The sequence below is a fragment of the Candidatus Accumulibacter vicinus genome (assembly GCF_000584955.1).
Taxonomy (GTDB): domain Bacteria; phylum Pseudomonadota; class Gammaproteobacteria; order Burkholderiales; family Rhodocyclaceae; genus Accumulibacter; species Accumulibacter vicinus.
Window position 1 is genome coordinate 5,594 of sequence record NZ_JDSS02000053.1, and the last position, 14,794, is coordinate 20,387.

The window sequence follows — 14,794 nt, forward strand, 5'->3', positions numbered from 1 at the left end:
GGCTTCGATCGGCTGCCGAGCGCCGTACAGCGACTGCGGCAAGCCGATCTGACCGGCGTGCGTTTCGCCGCGCACATCTTTATCGCGAGTGGCACGCTTTGGTTGTTGCTGCAGATGGGGGTCGGTACCAATCCGATCTGGGCAATCAGCGCGATGATCGCCGTGAGCGATCCGAACATGCACGAGGCGCTGGCCACTTTCCGTGGGCGGATTTTCAATACCTTGCTTGGCTGTACCGTTGGCTTGCTGTTCCTGGTCGTCGGCAGTTCGAGCCAGTGGAAGCTGCCGCTGGCCATGGCGGTGACAGTCCTGCTCTCGACCTACGTCGTTCGCGTACCGGCGATGTGGCGTCAGGCACCGATCACTGCTGCGCTGGTGATCGCCTCGGGGCTGATGCATCATTCCAAGGAAGTCGGCATTGAAGACGGCCTGATGCGCGTGATCGAGGTCCTGCTCGGTTGCATTGTCGGCCTGTTTTTCACTTGGCTGATGTCGAGAATCTGGCCGGTGCACGTTGCCGGCAAGGAAAGCGGTGCGTCAGGACCATAATGTTTCACCAAGTTACCCGCGATCGGGGTTTAGCAAACGTTTTTTACCATAAAGGAACCAAGCGAAATGGCGAACCAGGAAAACGGCACGCTGCCGAAAGCTGACGAAGGCATGGGTCACGAGCGGTTTCTCAAGCTCAAACAGGGAAAGTATTCGGATGGTCATCCGCTCGATGAGGTGCAGTATCTCGAGTGCAAGCTGATCCTGAAACCCGATCGTTTCATCGCTGCGAAAGTATTCTTCGAGTACGGAGAACTCGCTCGTCAGACAGCGAAAGAGTTCGGGATTGGTTTTTCAAACAAGGGGGTGACCCTAAAGCCACAGGTGCGGGAGGTCGAGTTTTTTGACACCGCCGATTTCCGCCTTTATAACAATGCGTTCATCCTGCGACAGCGCGTCACCTACGAAGACGGTTTTCCCGCAGGGGATCCGGAGATCGTCTTCAAATTCCGCCATCCGGAAATGCAGAAGGCTGCGGACCTGGACGTGCGGCCGCAGATTGCCGGCCACTATCGGATCAAGTTCAAGGCAGAGGCGCTCCCGTTGAAAGATCAGGTCGGGTCGTATCGCCTGCTGTTCTCACACAACGCGCAATTTCCCTTGAGCCAGGAACCCGAAGGCGCACACACTTTCCTGAGCGGTCTGGCGCGGATGTTCCCTGCTTTGGACTCCCTGAAGCTCGCAGGCGACGACCAGTTGGCACTGGTCAACGGCGCAATCGTCGAAGAGATCCTGCAGGACCTCGGAACCTTCGATTTTGGCCACGGGGTTACCGCCGACGCCAATATTGCGATCTGGCGCGAGCGCGGTACGCACAAGCCGCTCTGCGGTGAGTTTGCATTCCAGGCCAAGTTCACCCGCCGGGACGAACTGCACGAGAAGGCCATGCAACGCTGCCGTCAGTTTTTCATTGCACTGCAAACGACCGGTCGCGACTGGCTGTCTCTGGGAACAACCAAGACCGGGCTGGTGTACCGGATGAACGGCAATCCGCCGCAGGCTCACGAGTGACGCAGCCTATCCAGGAAGGAGAGGGTCCTCTGGGGTTCTGTGGCTGCTGCGACCGTTCGCCCTGGGCCGCACGCAACGCGGTCCGCGCGGTTGCGCTACGGTTCTTAGGCTGAGGGGTCGGCCGCTTTCGCCGGGTTCTGCGCCCTGGATTGCATGTCAACAGACCCTAGAACTCCATGGCATCGGCGAAGGCCAGCGCCTGTATCTGGGCACGATTGAAATGCGTGGCGGTCAGTCCAAGCATGGCCGCCTGCTCGGCAATCGCCGCGCCATCATTGCGCTCGCTGGCCAACGCCAGATCGAGAAAGGGTTGATAGCAACCGCCTCTGCCGAGCAGGGCATCGCAGATCGGTTCAGGCAGGCGCATCGCCTCGAGCACATGCTCCATGCCGACGCCGAGCAAGGCGTCGAGCAAAGAGAAAGCGCCGGTGATGAAGAGGTTGTCGTACTCCGTCTTGTCGACCAGACCGGTGGCGAGCAACTCCATCAGGCGCGCTCTGAGCAGGGCGGTGTACATCAGCGCGGGTGCCATCGGGTCCTTGCTTGCTGTCGATAACAGCAAAGACAACCAACGGTTGAGCTTGTCGTAGCCGAGCATGCTGACGGCGTGCCGGAACGACTGGATTTCACAGGACAGGCCGAAACCGGCTGAATTGATGTAGCGCAGCAATTTGTACGAAATTGCGACATCGAGCTTGAGCGCGTCTTCGATTTCCCGAATGTCGGCATTCTTGCGGACCAGATTGAGCACCCGTACGATGTTCGCCTGCCCGGCACTGAGCTTCTTTGCCGGTACGTCGCTTGGTGAGGTGAAAAACCAGCCGGCAGCGGCCGTCATTCCCGCATCGATGCAGGCCCGGAAATCCTTGGCGGTGTCGACATTGAAAGCAATGCCGATGCCGAGCGAGCGTGTCCGGGCAGCGAGCAGTTTGAGTTGGGATAGCGTGAAGCGGTGTGCGTCGAAACCGATAAAGCGGTACGGCACGCCGATCGTCAAGGCCTGCGTCGCTTGCGGATCGAAATGTAGGCACACCGTCGGCTGCCAGGTTTCCAGCGCGGCGATCAGGTCCGGCCCATGCGGGCTGAGCAAGGTTGCCGCAGAGAATTCGAGGGTCGCGTTTTCCGGTGTCGTCCAGTCGAGCAGGCTGGCATCACAGTTGCTGCCGCAACTGATGAACACCGGCTTTCCTCCCGGTGGCCAGACCTCGGTCAGCGCACCGAGGGCGCTCACTGCGTCCTGCATGCCGCTGCCGTTGCCCAGATGCAGCGTCAGACGGGTGGCGATGATCCGGCTCTGACGATTGACCAAAGCTTGGCGGGACATGAACACTTCATTCATCTGAGGTAACCCTGGTGTTTGAAGGATGATGGTTCGTAGGCGGCGCACGATTCGTGCTCATTGCCGCCAGCGTATCGGCAGCAAAGTCGAAGGAGTCAGCGAAGAATTCCTCTGCCGGCAACTGGCAATTGGTCAGAAAATCTTGCCTGGCGGCGGTCACCATATCCGGTGAACCACAGACGTAGGCCTGGTAGTCAGCAAGCTGGGGGTGATCGGCCATGGCCACTGCATGCACCAGACCACGTCGACCTGGCCAGTGTTCTGCGGCCGGCGAGTCGGATAGGACCGGTGTGAAATGAATATGGGGATGCTGCACAGACCACTGTTCGGCAAGGGCCAGAAGGTACAGGTCGGCGCGACAGCGCCCCCCCCAATAGAGGTACATCGGCCTGGTGCATGCTTCCGCGATGGCATGTTCGACAATTGCCTTGATCGGTGCAAAGCCGGTACCGCCGGCAACCAGCAGCATCGGTTTTCGGGAGTCCTCGCGCATGAAGAAACTGCCGTGTGGTCCGCGCAGGCGCAGCAGGTCTCGTTCCTTCATGGTTCCGAAGACGTGTCCGGTGAACTGGCCGCCTGGCACCTGCCGAATATGGAGCTGAAGGAAGTCGTCTGCATGTGGTGCGTTGGCCAGCGAGAACGAGCGGCGCCGGCCTTCCTTGAGCAGAATGTCCACGTATTGGCCGGCGAGAAACTGCAGGCGCTCGCTGGCAGGCAGTTTGAGGTCGATGATGATCACGTCCGGGGCGGCGCGCGTGATCTTGTGCACGCGTGCCGGCAAGGTTCTGATCGGAATATCCTCGATCGATCGGACTTTCCGGCTCTCCAGGCACAGGTCGCTTCTCGCCATGGCGCAGCAAAAGAGCGCGAAGCCGGCCTGGCGGTCGGCCTCACTGAGTACCTCGAACGGGGCTTTGCCGTGCGCCAGTTCGCCGCTCAGAACCTTGCCTCGACAGGTGCCACAAACCCCATCCCGACAGCCGTACGGAAGACTCAGTCCCTGACGCAGTGCGGCTTCGAGAATTGTTTCGTCAGGCTCGGCGTGAAAGGTGTGCCGGCTTGGCTGAACATTGACCTGAAAACTCATTGACTCTCCACGGACGCCTTAATCCGGTAAAATTGCGCGGTGCAAAAACTCTTGATCGTCGGTTGTGGTGACATTGCCAGCCGCTTGCTTCCTCGCCTGCTGGGCCATTATCGCGTTTTTGCGCTGTTACGCGATCCTGGGCAGTGCGCCTTCTGGCGCGCCATGGGTGCCCGACCCATCCTGGCCGACCTGGATCAGCCCGCCAGTCTGCAACGCATTGCCGGTCTTGCTGACGTCATCGTCCATCTTGCCCCGCCGCCGAATTCCGACCGACGAAGTCCCCTCGGTGGACAGCGCGATACCCGTACCAGCGGGTTGCTTGCTGCCCTGGCCCGCGGCAGGAGTCTACCACAGCGCATCGTGTATATAAGCACCAGTGGTGTCTATGGCGATTGCCAGGGGGAACGGATTGACGAGACGCAGAACTTGCGGCCGAAGACGGCGCGCGCCTGCCGCCGCGTTGACGCCGAGCGCCAGTTACGCGCTTTTGGCCAGCGCGGCGTCGTTGTCAGCATCCTGCGTGCCCCCGGGATCTATGCTGCGGATCGCCTGCCGATCGAGCGTTTGCAAAAAAGGACGCCGGCGCTGTGCACGGCCGACGATGTCTATACCAACCATATCCATGCCGAGGATCTGGTGATGCTGACCTGTGCCGCGCTGCGTTATGGGCGCAGCAACCGCACTTACAATGCGAGCGATGATTCGGAAATCAGGATGGGCGAGTATTTCGATCTCGTTGCCGATCATTTCGATCTGCCGCGTGTACCGCGTCTTTCGCGTCGCGACGCCGAACAGCAACTGTCGCCCCTGCAGTTGTCTTTCATGAGCGAATCGCGCCGTCTGAGCAACCAGCGGATCAAGAAGGAACTGCACATCAGGCTGCGCTATAGCCGCGTCGAGGATGGTATCGCCGCGGCCCGCGCAGAAAGGACGCACCGATGCTGACCGTCAAGGTGTTGCATCTCTGGATGGTGGTCAGTTGGTTTGCCGGCCTGTTCTACCTGCCGCGGATCTTTGTCAATCTGGCGATGGTGGCGCCGAACAGCGCCGCCGAGCGTGACCGCCTGCTGTTGATGGCGGGCAAGCTCTACCGTTTCATGACTCCGATCGCCGCTCTGGCGGTGGTCCTGGGCCTCTGGCTATGGTTTGGTTTCGGTTTCTCGGGTGGCTGGCTGCACGCCAAGACGGGTTTGGTGGTGGCGTTGCTGGCCTATCACGCGTATTGCAATCGCTTGTTGCGCGACTTTCGGGCCGGCCGCAACCGCCACGGCCACGTCTGGTACCGCTGGTTCAATGAACTGCCGGTCCTGGTGCTGCTGGCAGTGACCTACTTGGCCGTGGTCAAGCCATTCTAGTACGCCTGTCGGGAGACGATCCATCGTGGAAACCTTTTTTGCAAGCTGCCCGCGCGGCTTGGAGCAACTGCTGCTTGAAGACCTCATGGTGGCGGGTGCGCATGGTCTCAAACCGATCTTTGGTGGCGTGCATTTCCTCGCTGACTGGCCGGTCTGCTACCGTGCCAATCTGTACTCACGGATTGCCACGCGCATTCTCTGGCGAGTAGCGCTGGCGCCTTATGGCAACGAAGAGGACATCTATCGCCTGGCGCTTGACACTCCCTGGCCGAAGTGGTTCGCTTCCGAGCAGACCTTTCGGGTGGACGTCAACGCCGTCAAGAGCCCGCTGAAAAGCCTCGAATTCGTGACCCTGCGAATCAAGGACGCGATCTGTGATCGTTTTCGCCGCGAAACCGGCAAGCGTCCGAGTGTCGATACGCGTCAACCGGACCTGCGGGTATACGGTTTCATCAGCAAGGACGAATGCATCCTCTACCTCGATACCTCGGGCGCGCCGCTCTACCAGCGCGGATTTCGCCAGAAGACTGTCGATGCACCGCTCAAGGAAAACCTCGCCGCCGGCATTCTGCGCCTCAGCGGCTGGCAGCCGGGCGTTGCTCTGCTCGACCCGATGTGCGGCAGCGGCACCTTTTTGCTTGAAGCAGCGCAAATCGCTCTCGGTGTGGCGCCTGGCGCGAGGCGTCACTTTGCCTTCGAGCAGCTACGCCATTTTGATCTGGCGGTCTGGCAGCGGCTGCTCGAAGCCGCGCGTGCCGGGGAGGCGGCGGCTACCGACGCGGGAATTTTTGGCAGCGATCTCTCGCCGGTTGCCGTGCGCGCCGCGCTGGCCAATCTCGACCGCGCCGGGTTGCTGCCGCTGGTCACCTTAAGCACCGGCAACTTGCTTGAAATCAACGCTCCGGCCGAGCATGGCGTGATGGTCAGCAATCCGCCCTATGGTGAACGCGTCTCCGATCATGACCAGTTGGCACAGTTTTACCCCTTGCTCGGCAGTGCGCTGAAGCGCCGTTTCGCTGGCTGGAACTGCTACCTGATCAGCGCCGACACCCGTTTGCCAAAAATGGTCCGTCTGACTCCCAGCAAGAAGACACCCTTGTTCAACGGGGCACTGGAATGCCGTCTTTATGAATTCCGGATGGTGGCGGGCAGCAACCGTGGCAGCAAGGCGAATTCCTTGATTCTTGACAGTTCGTGCAGTTGACGCCGAACAGGCCGGCGCCTAAGATCACAAAATTTTTGTGCCAAGGTGCCGTGTGGTGAGAATGGAGCGGTTATACAACCTGATCAGGTCTGATCTGGAAGCGGTTGACGCGGTGATCCGCCAGCGACTCCATTCCGACGTGGTACTGGTTCGACAGGTCGCCGAGTACATCGTTCAGAGCGGTGGCAAGAGACTGCGTCCGGCACTGGTGTTGCTTTCAGCCGGTGCGCTGGGTTATCGCGGTACGCACCATTACGAACTTTCTGCGGTGATCGAGTTCATCCATACGGCCACCCTGCTGCATGACGATGTGGTCGACGCTTCCGATCTGCGGCGCGGCCGTGAAACTGCCAACGCGATGTTCGGCAACTCGGCCAGTGTGCTGGTGGGTGACTTCCTTTATTCGCGAGCCTTCCAGATGATGGTTGCAGTCAACGACATGCGCATCATGCGGGTGTTGTCAGATGCAACCAACCTCATTGCCGAGGGCGAAGTGCTGCAATTGATGAACTGCCACGATGCCAACGTCGATGAGGCGAGCTACCTGCAAGTCATCCGCTACAAGACGGCGAAGCTGTTCGAGGCGGCGGCGCAACTGGGTGCGATCATCGGTGGTGCCACTGTTGCCATCGAACAGGCGATGGCAACCTACGGCATCCATCTGGGGACGGCGTTTCAGTTGATTGACGACGTGCTTGACTATTCGGGAGCTGAGCTGGAGACCGGCAAGCATCTCGGTGACGATCTGGCTGAAGGCAAGCCGACACTGCCACTGATTTTCGTACTTCAGAACGGGACCGCTGAACAGGCGGCTTGCGTACGGCAGGCGATCGAGAGTGGTGGGCGCGATGCCCTGCCCGAGGTGTTGGCGGCGATTCGCGCAACGGGGGCGCTCGAATACGCGAAACAGAAGGCGAAGGCAGAGTCAGAGCGCGCCGCGCTGGCGCTCAAGCAGATCCCCCCTTCTCAATACAAGGATTCCTTGTTAGAATTATGCCTCTTCGCGGTCGCTAGAAGCTATTAGCACTGTCGTCGCATCGGTCGGGGCGTAGCTCAGCCTGGTAGAGTACTGCGTTCGGGACGCAGGAGTCGGAGGTTCGAATCCTCTCGCCCCGACCAACCGTTGCCTGTCGGTCTTCCCCGAACCGACCACCAGCACTTCCCCTACCTGTCCCCTGCATCTTTCCCCCGGAGGTTGCCAAAATCCGGTCAGTGTACGCTCTGACCGCGACCGTTCTGCTATGCTTGATCGCTCTGCAGGACTTCTCTGGCCATGACGAAATTTCTACTGCTAATCGGGCTGGTGTGGTTTGTCTGGTGGGCTTGGCGAAAGTCGTGGACGTCACACCGCGGTACTCGACGGCCGGTCGAGCAACTCGAAACCGAGCGCATGGTTCCGTGTGCTCATTGTGGAGTCAATCAGCCCGTCAGCGAGAGCATTCTGGCCAATGGCCGTTACTATTGCTGCGCTGCCCACCTTCGTGAAGCCCAGTCCGACGGCGCCTGAGCGGCCATGTTGAGCACACCCGAGAAGGTCGGCGCCGAGTGCTTCTCCGAGACACACTGGAAATCGCTCCGCTATTTCAACCTCTATCGCTTCGCGGTAGCCTTGCTGCTTTTCTTTTCCACGTTGCTGTACCCGTCCGTCCTGCTTGTGCTGACCCCGCAACAGGGCTTGCAGCACTTGCTGCTGGCCGGTGCCTACCTGGTGAGTACTGCGCTGACGGTGATCCTGGCGTATAACCATCGCCAGCATGCCAGCATGCAGCTTACCGTCAGCGTCATGGTTGATGTGTTGGTGGTGACGTGGCTGATTCACGTCGGCGGCGGGCTGGGTAGCGGACTCGGATCCATGCTGCTGGTGACACTGGCCGGTGCCGGTTTGGTCGGGCAGGGACGCCTGGTGTTATTCTATGCGGCGATGGCAACGCTTGCCGTTCTGTTCGAACAGTCTTACCGGGCAACACTACATCATGATTTCGATGCCGCCGGATTCTTCCATACCGGGGTCTTCTGTGCCGGGTTCTTTGCGGTCGCGGTATCGGCTCGCCTGCTGGCCCGTCGGGTGATTGCCAATGAGGTGCTGGCGAGACAGCGCGGCGTTGACCTGAACAACCAGACGGTGATCAGCCAGCGCGTGATCGAGGAGATGCAGGATGGTGTGCTCGTGCTCAGCCGCGCTGGCCAGGTCAGGCAAAGCAACCCCCGCGCCAGGCAGCTGCTGGCATTGCATGGTGGCAGTGAAATCAGCGAGTGTTCGCCTGAACTGATGCAGGGTTTCGTTGACTGGTGTCGGGACCCTGGTGATGAGGATGCGTTGGTCAGCGTGCCAGCCAGTGGCATGCAATTGCGAGTGCGGTTTGTTGGCACCGCGAGCACTGAAAACGACGTGCTCGTTTTTCTTGAGGATATCGGCCGTTTGCAGGAGCAGGCACGGCAGATCAAACTGGCCGCACTCGGGCGGCTGACCGCCAACATCGCGCACGAGATTCGCAACCCGCTCTCGGCGATCAGTCATGCCGGCGAGTTGCTCCGGGAAGAGCGGCGTGGCGAATTGTATGAGCGCCTGTTGCGCATCGTTCTTGACAATACTCAGCGTCTGGAGCGTATCGTCAACGATATTCTCGAACTTGGTCGCCGCGACCGCAGCTATCGTGAACGAATCGACCTGCGCGAGGTCCTGCCTTTGTTCATCGAGGAATATCGGGTCAAGGAAAACTTGCCGGCAGATGTGGTCCGTCTTGAGGTGTGGGGAGTGGCCACCCTTTGTTTCGATCGTTCGCATTTTCATCGGGTATTGTGGAATCTGATGGGCAATGCATTGCGGCATTCGCAGCGTGCGGCCGGTAGCGTTCGCCTGCTGGTTTGTGACGCCCCGGCCGATGGTCACTTGGAACTACATGTGATTGACGATGGGAAGGGCGTTGACGATACTTGTCGCGAACAGATCTTTGAACCGTTCTTTACCACACATCATCGCGGTACCGGTCTGGGTCTCTACATCGCGCGTGAGTTGTGTGAAGCAAATGGGGCGCAACTTGAACTCCAGAAGTCGGGGCCAGGTGCCGATTTTTGTCTCTTGGGGAGGTCGGTTGGGTGTTAGCTGGCAAAACTGAACGGCGCCCGCGCGGCGAATTGGCGAGAGTGCTGGTGGTCGACGATGAGGCGGATATTCGTGAGCTTCTCGATCTGACGCTGGCGCGCATGGGGCTCTCGGCAGACTGTGCGGGGAGTGTGACGGAGGCACGTCTGTTGCTCGGGCAGCAGCGCTATCAACTCTGTCTGACCGACATGCGTCTCCCTGACGGCGAAGGCCTGGAGATCGTTCGGTTGATCGGTGAACGCTATGGCGAGACTCCTGTCGCAGTGATCACGGCTTTCGGCAGTACCCAGAACGCGGTGGCCGCGCTCAAGGCTGGTGCCTTTGACTATCTGGCCAAACCGGTAGCACTGGAGCAATTACGCAGCCTGATCAAATCAGCGCTCAGTTTGCCGCGTCGTCGGGCTGGCGTGCTCGGGGATGAGCCGGTGGACCTTGCCGCCCAACTGATCGGGCCCTCAGCAGCGATTGCACATGTTCGTGACATGATCGACAAATTGGCCCGCACTCAGGCACCGGTCTATATCTCCGGGGAGTCGGGGACCGGCAAAGAACTGGCTGCGCGTCTGATACACGATCAGAGTGCCCGTCGTGCCGCCCCCTTCGTGCCGGTGAATTGTGGAGCGATTCCCGAGCATCTGATGGAGAGCGAATTCTTTGGTTATCGCAAGGGTGCATTCACGGGTGCGGACAGCGATCGCGAGGGATTCTTCCAGGCTGCTCATGGAGGAACGCTGTTTCTCGACGAATTGGCTGATTTGCCGCTGCCGATGCAGGTCAAACTGTTGCGGGCCATACAGGAAAAGAAGATACGCAAGGTTGGCAGCACAGTCGAAGAAGCCGTCGATGTGCGCATCATTTCGGCGACTCACCGTTTGCTCGGTGACTGTGTCGATGCCGGAACCTTCCGCCAGGATCTCTATTACCGGGTGAACGTCATCGAACTCAAAATGCCGCCTTTGCGTGAACGCGAGGAGGATGTCGAGCCCCTGGTCGAGGCATTGCTGGTACGCATCTGCGGAGCGCATCCGCCACGACTGGAAGCGCAAGCCCTGGCGGCGCTGAAAGCGTACAGTTTTCCAGGTAATGTCCGAGAACTCGAAAACATCCTCGAGCGGGCTACCGCCCTGTGTAACAACGCTACGGTGAATCTCGACGATCTGCGTCTGGCGCCGGAAAAGGCGGCCAGCGGCAGTGTGGGCCGCGAAGATGAAACGCTCGACGACTACATCAACCGTGTCGAGAGGCAAGCGATTCTCGATGCCTTGGCCAAGACGGCGTTCAACCGTACCGCAGCGGCCAGGCTGCTCGGTGTGACTTTCCGTTCGCTGCGCTACCGCATCGAGCGGCTCGGTATCGAGGAGTGAGTTCCCTGCGCTGGGCGACCGTTCCGGAAATCAGGCCTGACGGCTGGCTTGCGGGCGTGCGGCATATCGAATCGCCCAATTGTGATGAACGTCCGCTGGGCGAGACCATTTCGCTGATCGTTGTCCATGCCATCAGCCTGCCACCGGCACAGTTCGGTGGTGAGGGTATCGTGCACTTGTTCACCAATCGGATCGACGCTGCCGCCCACTCCTACTTCGCGCAGATCAGCCATTTGCGCGTCTCTGCGCATTTTCTCATTCGTCGCGATGGCGAGTTGATCCAGTTCGTCTCCTGCCGGCAGCGTGCTTGGCATGCCGGCCTTTCCTCCTGGCAGGGGCGACCGCGGTGCAACGACTTCTCCTTGGGGATTGAACTGGAAGGCTGTGACGAGCTGCCATTCGAGGACGGACAGTACTTGCGTCTACTGGAACTGCTGCGGCTGTTGTGTATTCATTACCCGATTGCAGCGGTTGCCGGACACAGTGACATCTCGCCAGGTCGCAAGACCGATCCCGGCCCCTGCTTCGACTGGCAGCGCCTTGCGGCCATCGGCGATCTTCCCGGGGTCTTGCCCTGAGCGTCGGGCCCGTCAAGCGAGAACACAGCTCAAGGCCAGACCAGGGAAAGGTCAACTCACGACGCTCAACCCAGAAAGCGGCGGATTCTGTCGACCGCCTCGGCGAGACGTTCGAGCGTGGTGGTGTAAGCAAAGCGCATATGCTGGTTCGGCGCGTGCGTGCCGAAGTCGAGGCCAGGGGTCGTCGCGACACCTGCCGATTCGATCAGGTCACGAGCAAAGCGATCGCTGTTGCTGGTCAGAGCGCTGCAGTCGGCGTAGATATAGAAGGCACCCTGCGGCTTGGCCGTGAGCTGGAAACCGAGGTTTGCGAGCGCCGGCGCGAGGAAGTCGCGCCGGCGCCGAAACTCTGCGCGCCGTGCTTCGAGGAGGCTGATCGTCGCCGGCGCGAAGGCCGCGAGCGCGGCATGCTGTGCCGGTGTCGATGGCGAGATGTAGAGATTCTGCGCGAGCTTTTCGATGTCGCGGGTGAAACGTTCGGGGACGATGAGCCAACCGAGTCGCCAGCCGGTCATGTTGAAATACTTGGAAAAGCTCTGCACGACAAAAATGTCGTCGCCGAATTGCAGTGCTGTTTGAGCGTCACCCTCATAGGTGAGGCCGTGATAGATCTCATCGACAATCAGTTGTCCTTGGTGTTGACGAACAAATTCAGCGATCGCTGCCAGTTGTTCGCCGCTCAGCATGGTGCCGGTGGGGTTGGCCGGCGAAGCGAGCAGCACCCCGGCTGAGCGTTCATTCCAGTGCGCTTTGAAATCTGCCAGGGTCGGTTGAAAGTTGCTCGCCGGGCCGACTGGGATGCCGATCGGCACGCCTTCGAAACTCCGGATGAAGTGACGATTGCACGGATAACCAGGATCGCTGAGCAGCCATTCACTGCCCACCTCAACCAGGCAGGCGAGGGTCAGCAGCAGGGCGCCGGAGGCTCCCGCAGTGACCGCTATGCGGGCGGCGGGGATACTGATACCGTAGCGTGTCTGGTAAAAGTCGGCAATGGCACGGCGCAACTCGGGCAGGCCAAGTGCGGGCGTATAGAATACGCGACCGCTTGCGAGACTGGTCCGGGCGGCGGCGATGACCGGTTCCGGCGTTGGGAAGTCAGGTTCGCCGATTTCCATGTGGATGATGTCGCGACCTTCGGCTTCAAGTGCCCTGGCACGCGCCATCAACTCCATGACATGAAAAGGGGCTATGTTGGCGAGGCGGCTGGCGGGAAAGGTCGGCATGGTTGGAATCGGTTTGGTGAAAACCAGCAGTTTAACCACAAGAGATGACGCTGGCCAAAAAAAGGCCGCCCGGAGGCGGCCTCTGGATGTTCTCTGATGCTCAGGCTGCCTGGAATGCCTTCTCGAACTTGTCGCGGATGTCTACGAGCTGGGCAGGCATCTTGTCGCCCATCTTCGCGAACCAGTCCTTGACGCCTTCGAGTTCGCTCAGCCAGGCCTCTTTGTCGAGGCTGGTGACACCGGCGAATTCTTCTTGGGAGAATTCAATGCCGGCCCAGTCGATATCCTCGTAGTTGGGCATCGATCCGAGGATGGTCTGCCTGGCGGCAGCCTTGCCTTCGCAGCGTTCGATGATCCACTTGAGGACGCGTGCGTTGTCCCCGAAGCCTGGCCAGGCAAACTCGCCCTTTTCGTTCATCCGGAACCAGTTGACCATGAAGATTGGCACGGGTGTGTCGGCTGCGCTGCCCATCTTCAGCCAGTGGCTGTAGTAGTCGGCCATGTGGTAGCCGCAGAACGGCAGCATGGCAAACGGGTCACGGCGAACGACGCCTTGCTGACCGAAGGCGGCTGCAGTCGTTTCGGAACCGAGCGTGGCGGCGGCGTAGACGCCGTGCTCCCAGTCCAGCGTCTGGCAGACCAGTGGCACCGTCGAGGCGCGCCGGCCACCGAATAGGAAAGCCGAAATGGGCACCCCTTCGGTGCTTTGCCAGTTCTCGTCGATGCACGGGCACTGCGAAGCAGGGGCAGTGAAACGGGAGTTCGGGTGTGCGGCCTTGGTGCCCTTCTCCTTGGCAATTTGCGGCGTCCAGTCGTTGCCCTGCCAGTCGATGGCGTGCGCCGGCGCCGGGCCCATGCCTTCCCACCAGACGTCGCCGTCGTCGGTCAGCGCGACATTGGTGAAGATGGTGTTTTCGGCGAGCGAGGCCATGGCATTGAAGTTGGTCTTGTCGTTGGTGCCAGGCGCCACACCGAAGAATCCGGCTTCCGGGTTGATGGCGTACAGGCGGGTTTTCCCATCCTTGCCGACACGTGGCTTGATCCAGGCGATGTCGTCGCCGATGGTGGTGATCTTCCAGCCGCCGAGGCTCTTCGGCGGGACCAGCATGGCGAAGTTGGTCTTGCCGCAGGCCGACGGAAAAGCGGCGGCGACGTAGTGCTTGTCACCGCTGGGCGATTCAACGCCGAGGATCAGCATGTGTTCAGCCATCCAGCCGTCGTCACGGGCCATGTTCGACGCGATGCGCAGAGCCAGGCACTTCTTGCCGAGCAGTGCGTTGCCGCCGTAGCCCGATCCGTAGGACCAGATTTCGCGGGTTTCGGGATAGTGTACGATGTACTTGGTGGTCGGGTTGCACGGCCAGCGCGGATCGGTCTGGCCGGGCTCCTTGGGAGCGCCGATCGAGTGCACGCAGGGAACGAACTCGCCATCGGTACCGAGCACGGGGAAGACCGCCTTGCCCATGCGCGTCATGATCCGCATATTGACCACCACGTAGGCGCTGTCGCTGATCTCGATGCCGATCTGGGCGATCGGCGATCCGATCGGACCCATCGAGAACGGGATCACGTACATCGTGCGACCCTTCATGCAGCCCTTGAACAGGCCGCTGAGGATTCCACGCATCTTGGCCGGGTCTTCCCAGTTATTGGTCGGGCCGGCGTTTTCCTTCTTCTCGGAACAGATGTACGTGCGATCCTCGACGCGAGCAACGTCGGATGGATCGGAAAATGCCAGGAAAGAGTTCTTGCGCTTCTTGAGCTTGGTGAAGGTGCCGGCGGCGACCAGCTCGGCGCAAAGCCGGTCGTATTCTTCCTCAGAACCGTCGGCCCAGACGACATTGGCCGGTTCGGTGAGGGCTGCAATCTCCGCAACCCATTGCTTCAGGCGTTCATGTTTGACGTAATCGGGGGCATTGATGGAAACAGTCTGGTTCATGGTGATCACTCTCGAAGGAAGGTAGAGAAGCAGAAGTTA

At 60.2% G+C, this 14,794-nt stretch carries 13 protein-coding genes and 1 tRNA gene; 10 read left to right on the top strand and 4 right to left on the bottom strand.

What is annotated here, in order from left to right:
* Positions 1–549: FUSC family protein (locus tag CAPSK01_RS20395; RefSeq protein ID WP_034931250.1), on the top strand; the 549-nt coding region annotated here is incomplete at its 5' end.
* A gap of 66 nt (positions 550–615) precedes the next feature.
* Positions 616–1,560 carry a hypothetical protein gene (locus CAPSK01_RS20400; RefSeq protein WP_273704199.1) on the top strand — a complete coding sequence of 315 codons (945 nt, stop codon included), beginning with the start codon at positions 616–618 and terminating at the stop codon, positions 1,558–1,560.
* 166 nt (positions 1,561–1,726) lie between these two features.
* On the opposite strand, the gene CAPSK01_RS20405 is transcribed toward CAPSK01_RS20400, so the two are convergent.
* Together CAPSK01_RS20405 and CAPSK01_RS20410 are read right to left on the bottom strand one after the other, a co-directional pair.
* Complete coding sequence (locus CAPSK01_RS20405; protein ID WP_273704200.1) at positions 1,727–2,884, bottom strand: HDOD domain-containing protein; 1,158 nt, start codon at positions 2,882–2,884, stop codon at positions 1,727–1,729.
* 7 nt (positions 2,885–2,891) lie between these two features.
* Positions 2,892–3,986, bottom strand: a complete 1,095-nt coding sequence (locus tag CAPSK01_RS20410; RefSeq protein ID WP_034931253.1) for a CDP-6-deoxy-delta-3,4-glucoseen reductase — start codon at positions 3,984–3,986, stop codon at positions 2,892–2,894.
* Between the two features lie 39 nt (positions 3,987–4,025).
* On the opposite strand from CAPSK01_RS20410, the gene CAPSK01_RS20415 reads away from it, so the two are divergent.
* From CAPSK01_RS20415 to ampD, 8 genes are all read left to right on the top strand, one after another.
* A complete protein-coding gene (locus CAPSK01_RS20415; RefSeq protein ID WP_034931254.1) occupies positions 4,026–4,931 on the top strand; it encodes an SDR family oxidoreductase in 906 nt (301 codons plus the stop codon).
* A complete protein-coding gene (locus CAPSK01_RS20420) occupies positions 4,925–5,341 on the top strand; it encodes a CopD family protein (RefSeq protein WP_034931259.1) in 417 nt (138 codons plus the stop codon). Before CAPSK01_RS20415 ends, CAPSK01_RS20420 begins: the two co-directional genes overlap by 7 nt.
* Positions 5,342–5,366: 25 nt before the next feature.
* Positions 5,367–6,545, top strand: coding sequence for a THUMP domain-containing protein (locus CAPSK01_RS20425; RefSeq protein WP_273704201.1), 1,179 nt, complete (start codon positions 5,367–5,369; stop codon positions 6,543–6,545).
* A 55-nt stretch (positions 6,546–6,600) separates the two neighbouring features.
* Complete coding sequence (locus CAPSK01_RS20430) at positions 6,601–7,569, top strand: polyprenyl synthetase family protein (protein WP_034931634.1); 969 nt, start codon at positions 6,601–6,603, stop codon at positions 7,567–7,569.
* A gap of 18 nt (positions 7,570–7,587) precedes the next feature.
* Positions 7,588–7,664, top strand: a tRNA-Pro gene (locus tag CAPSK01_RS20435).
* Positions 7,665–8,058: 394 nt separating this feature from the next.
* Entirely contained in the window at positions 8,059–9,648 is a 1,590-nt protein-coding gene (locus tag CAPSK01_RS20440) for an ATP-binding protein (RefSeq protein WP_034931261.1), read from the top strand.
* The gene (locus tag CAPSK01_RS20445) at positions 9,642–11,012 is read left to right on the top strand and encodes a sigma-54 dependent transcriptional regulator (protein ID WP_273704202.1); all 1,371 of its coding nucleotides are present in this window, start codon (positions 9,642–9,644) and stop codon (positions 11,010–11,012) included. The genes CAPSK01_RS20440 and CAPSK01_RS20445 overlap by 7 nt, the downstream gene beginning before the upstream one ends.
* Positions 11,013–11,017: 5 nt before the next feature.
* On the top strand, positions 11,018–11,590 hold the full coding sequence (gene ampD / locus CAPSK01_RS20450) for a 1,6-anhydro-N-acetylmuramyl-L-alanine amidase AmpD (RefSeq protein ID WP_034931642.1): 573 nt from the start codon (positions 11,018–11,020) through the stop codon (positions 11,588–11,590).
* A 65-nt stretch (positions 11,591–11,655) separates the two neighbouring features.
* Here the strand turns inward: ampD and CAPSK01_RS20455 are convergent, their stop codons facing one another.
* Both CAPSK01_RS20455 and CAPSK01_RS20460 read right to left on the bottom strand, forming a co-directional pair.
* Positions 11,656–12,816, bottom strand: a complete 1,161-nt coding sequence (locus tag CAPSK01_RS20455; RefSeq protein ID WP_034931645.1) for a pyridoxal phosphate-dependent aminotransferase — start codon at positions 12,814–12,816, stop codon at positions 11,656–11,658.
* 100 nt (positions 12,817–12,916) lie between these two features.
* On the bottom strand, positions 12,917–14,755 hold the full coding sequence (locus CAPSK01_RS20460) for a phosphoenolpyruvate carboxykinase (GTP) (RefSeq protein WP_034931263.1): 1,839 nt from the start codon (positions 14,753–14,755) through the stop codon (positions 12,917–12,919).
* Positions 14,756–14,794: the final 39 nt, after the last annotated feature.

Coding starts and splice junctions, on each gene's coding strand:
- CAPSK01_RS20400 (WP_273704199.1), top strand. CDS start 616: ATGGCGAACCAGGAAAACGGCACGCTGCCGAAAGCTGACGAAGGCATG.
- CAPSK01_RS20405 (WP_273704200.1), bottom strand. CDS start 2,884: ATGTCCCGCCAAGCTTTGGTCAATCGTCAGAGCCGGATCATCGCCACC.
- CAPSK01_RS20410 (WP_034931253.1), bottom strand. CDS start 3,986: ATGAGTTTTCAGGTCAATGTTCAGCCAAGCCGGCACACCTTTCACGCC.
- CAPSK01_RS20420 (WP_034931259.1), top strand. CDS start 4,925: ATGCTGACCGTCAAGGTGTTGCATCTCTGGATGGTGGTCAGTTGGTTT.
- CAPSK01_RS20440 (WP_034931261.1), top strand. CDS start 8,059: ATGTTGAGCACACCCGAGAAGGTCGGCGCCGAGTGCTTCTCCGAGACA.
- CAPSK01_RS20455 (WP_034931645.1), bottom strand. CDS start 12,816: ATGCCGACCTTTCCCGCCAGCCGCCTCGCCAACATAGCCCCTTTTCAT.
- CAPSK01_RS20460 (WP_034931263.1), bottom strand. CDS start 14,755: ATGAACCAGACTGTTTCCATCAATGCCCCCGATTACGTCAAACATGAA.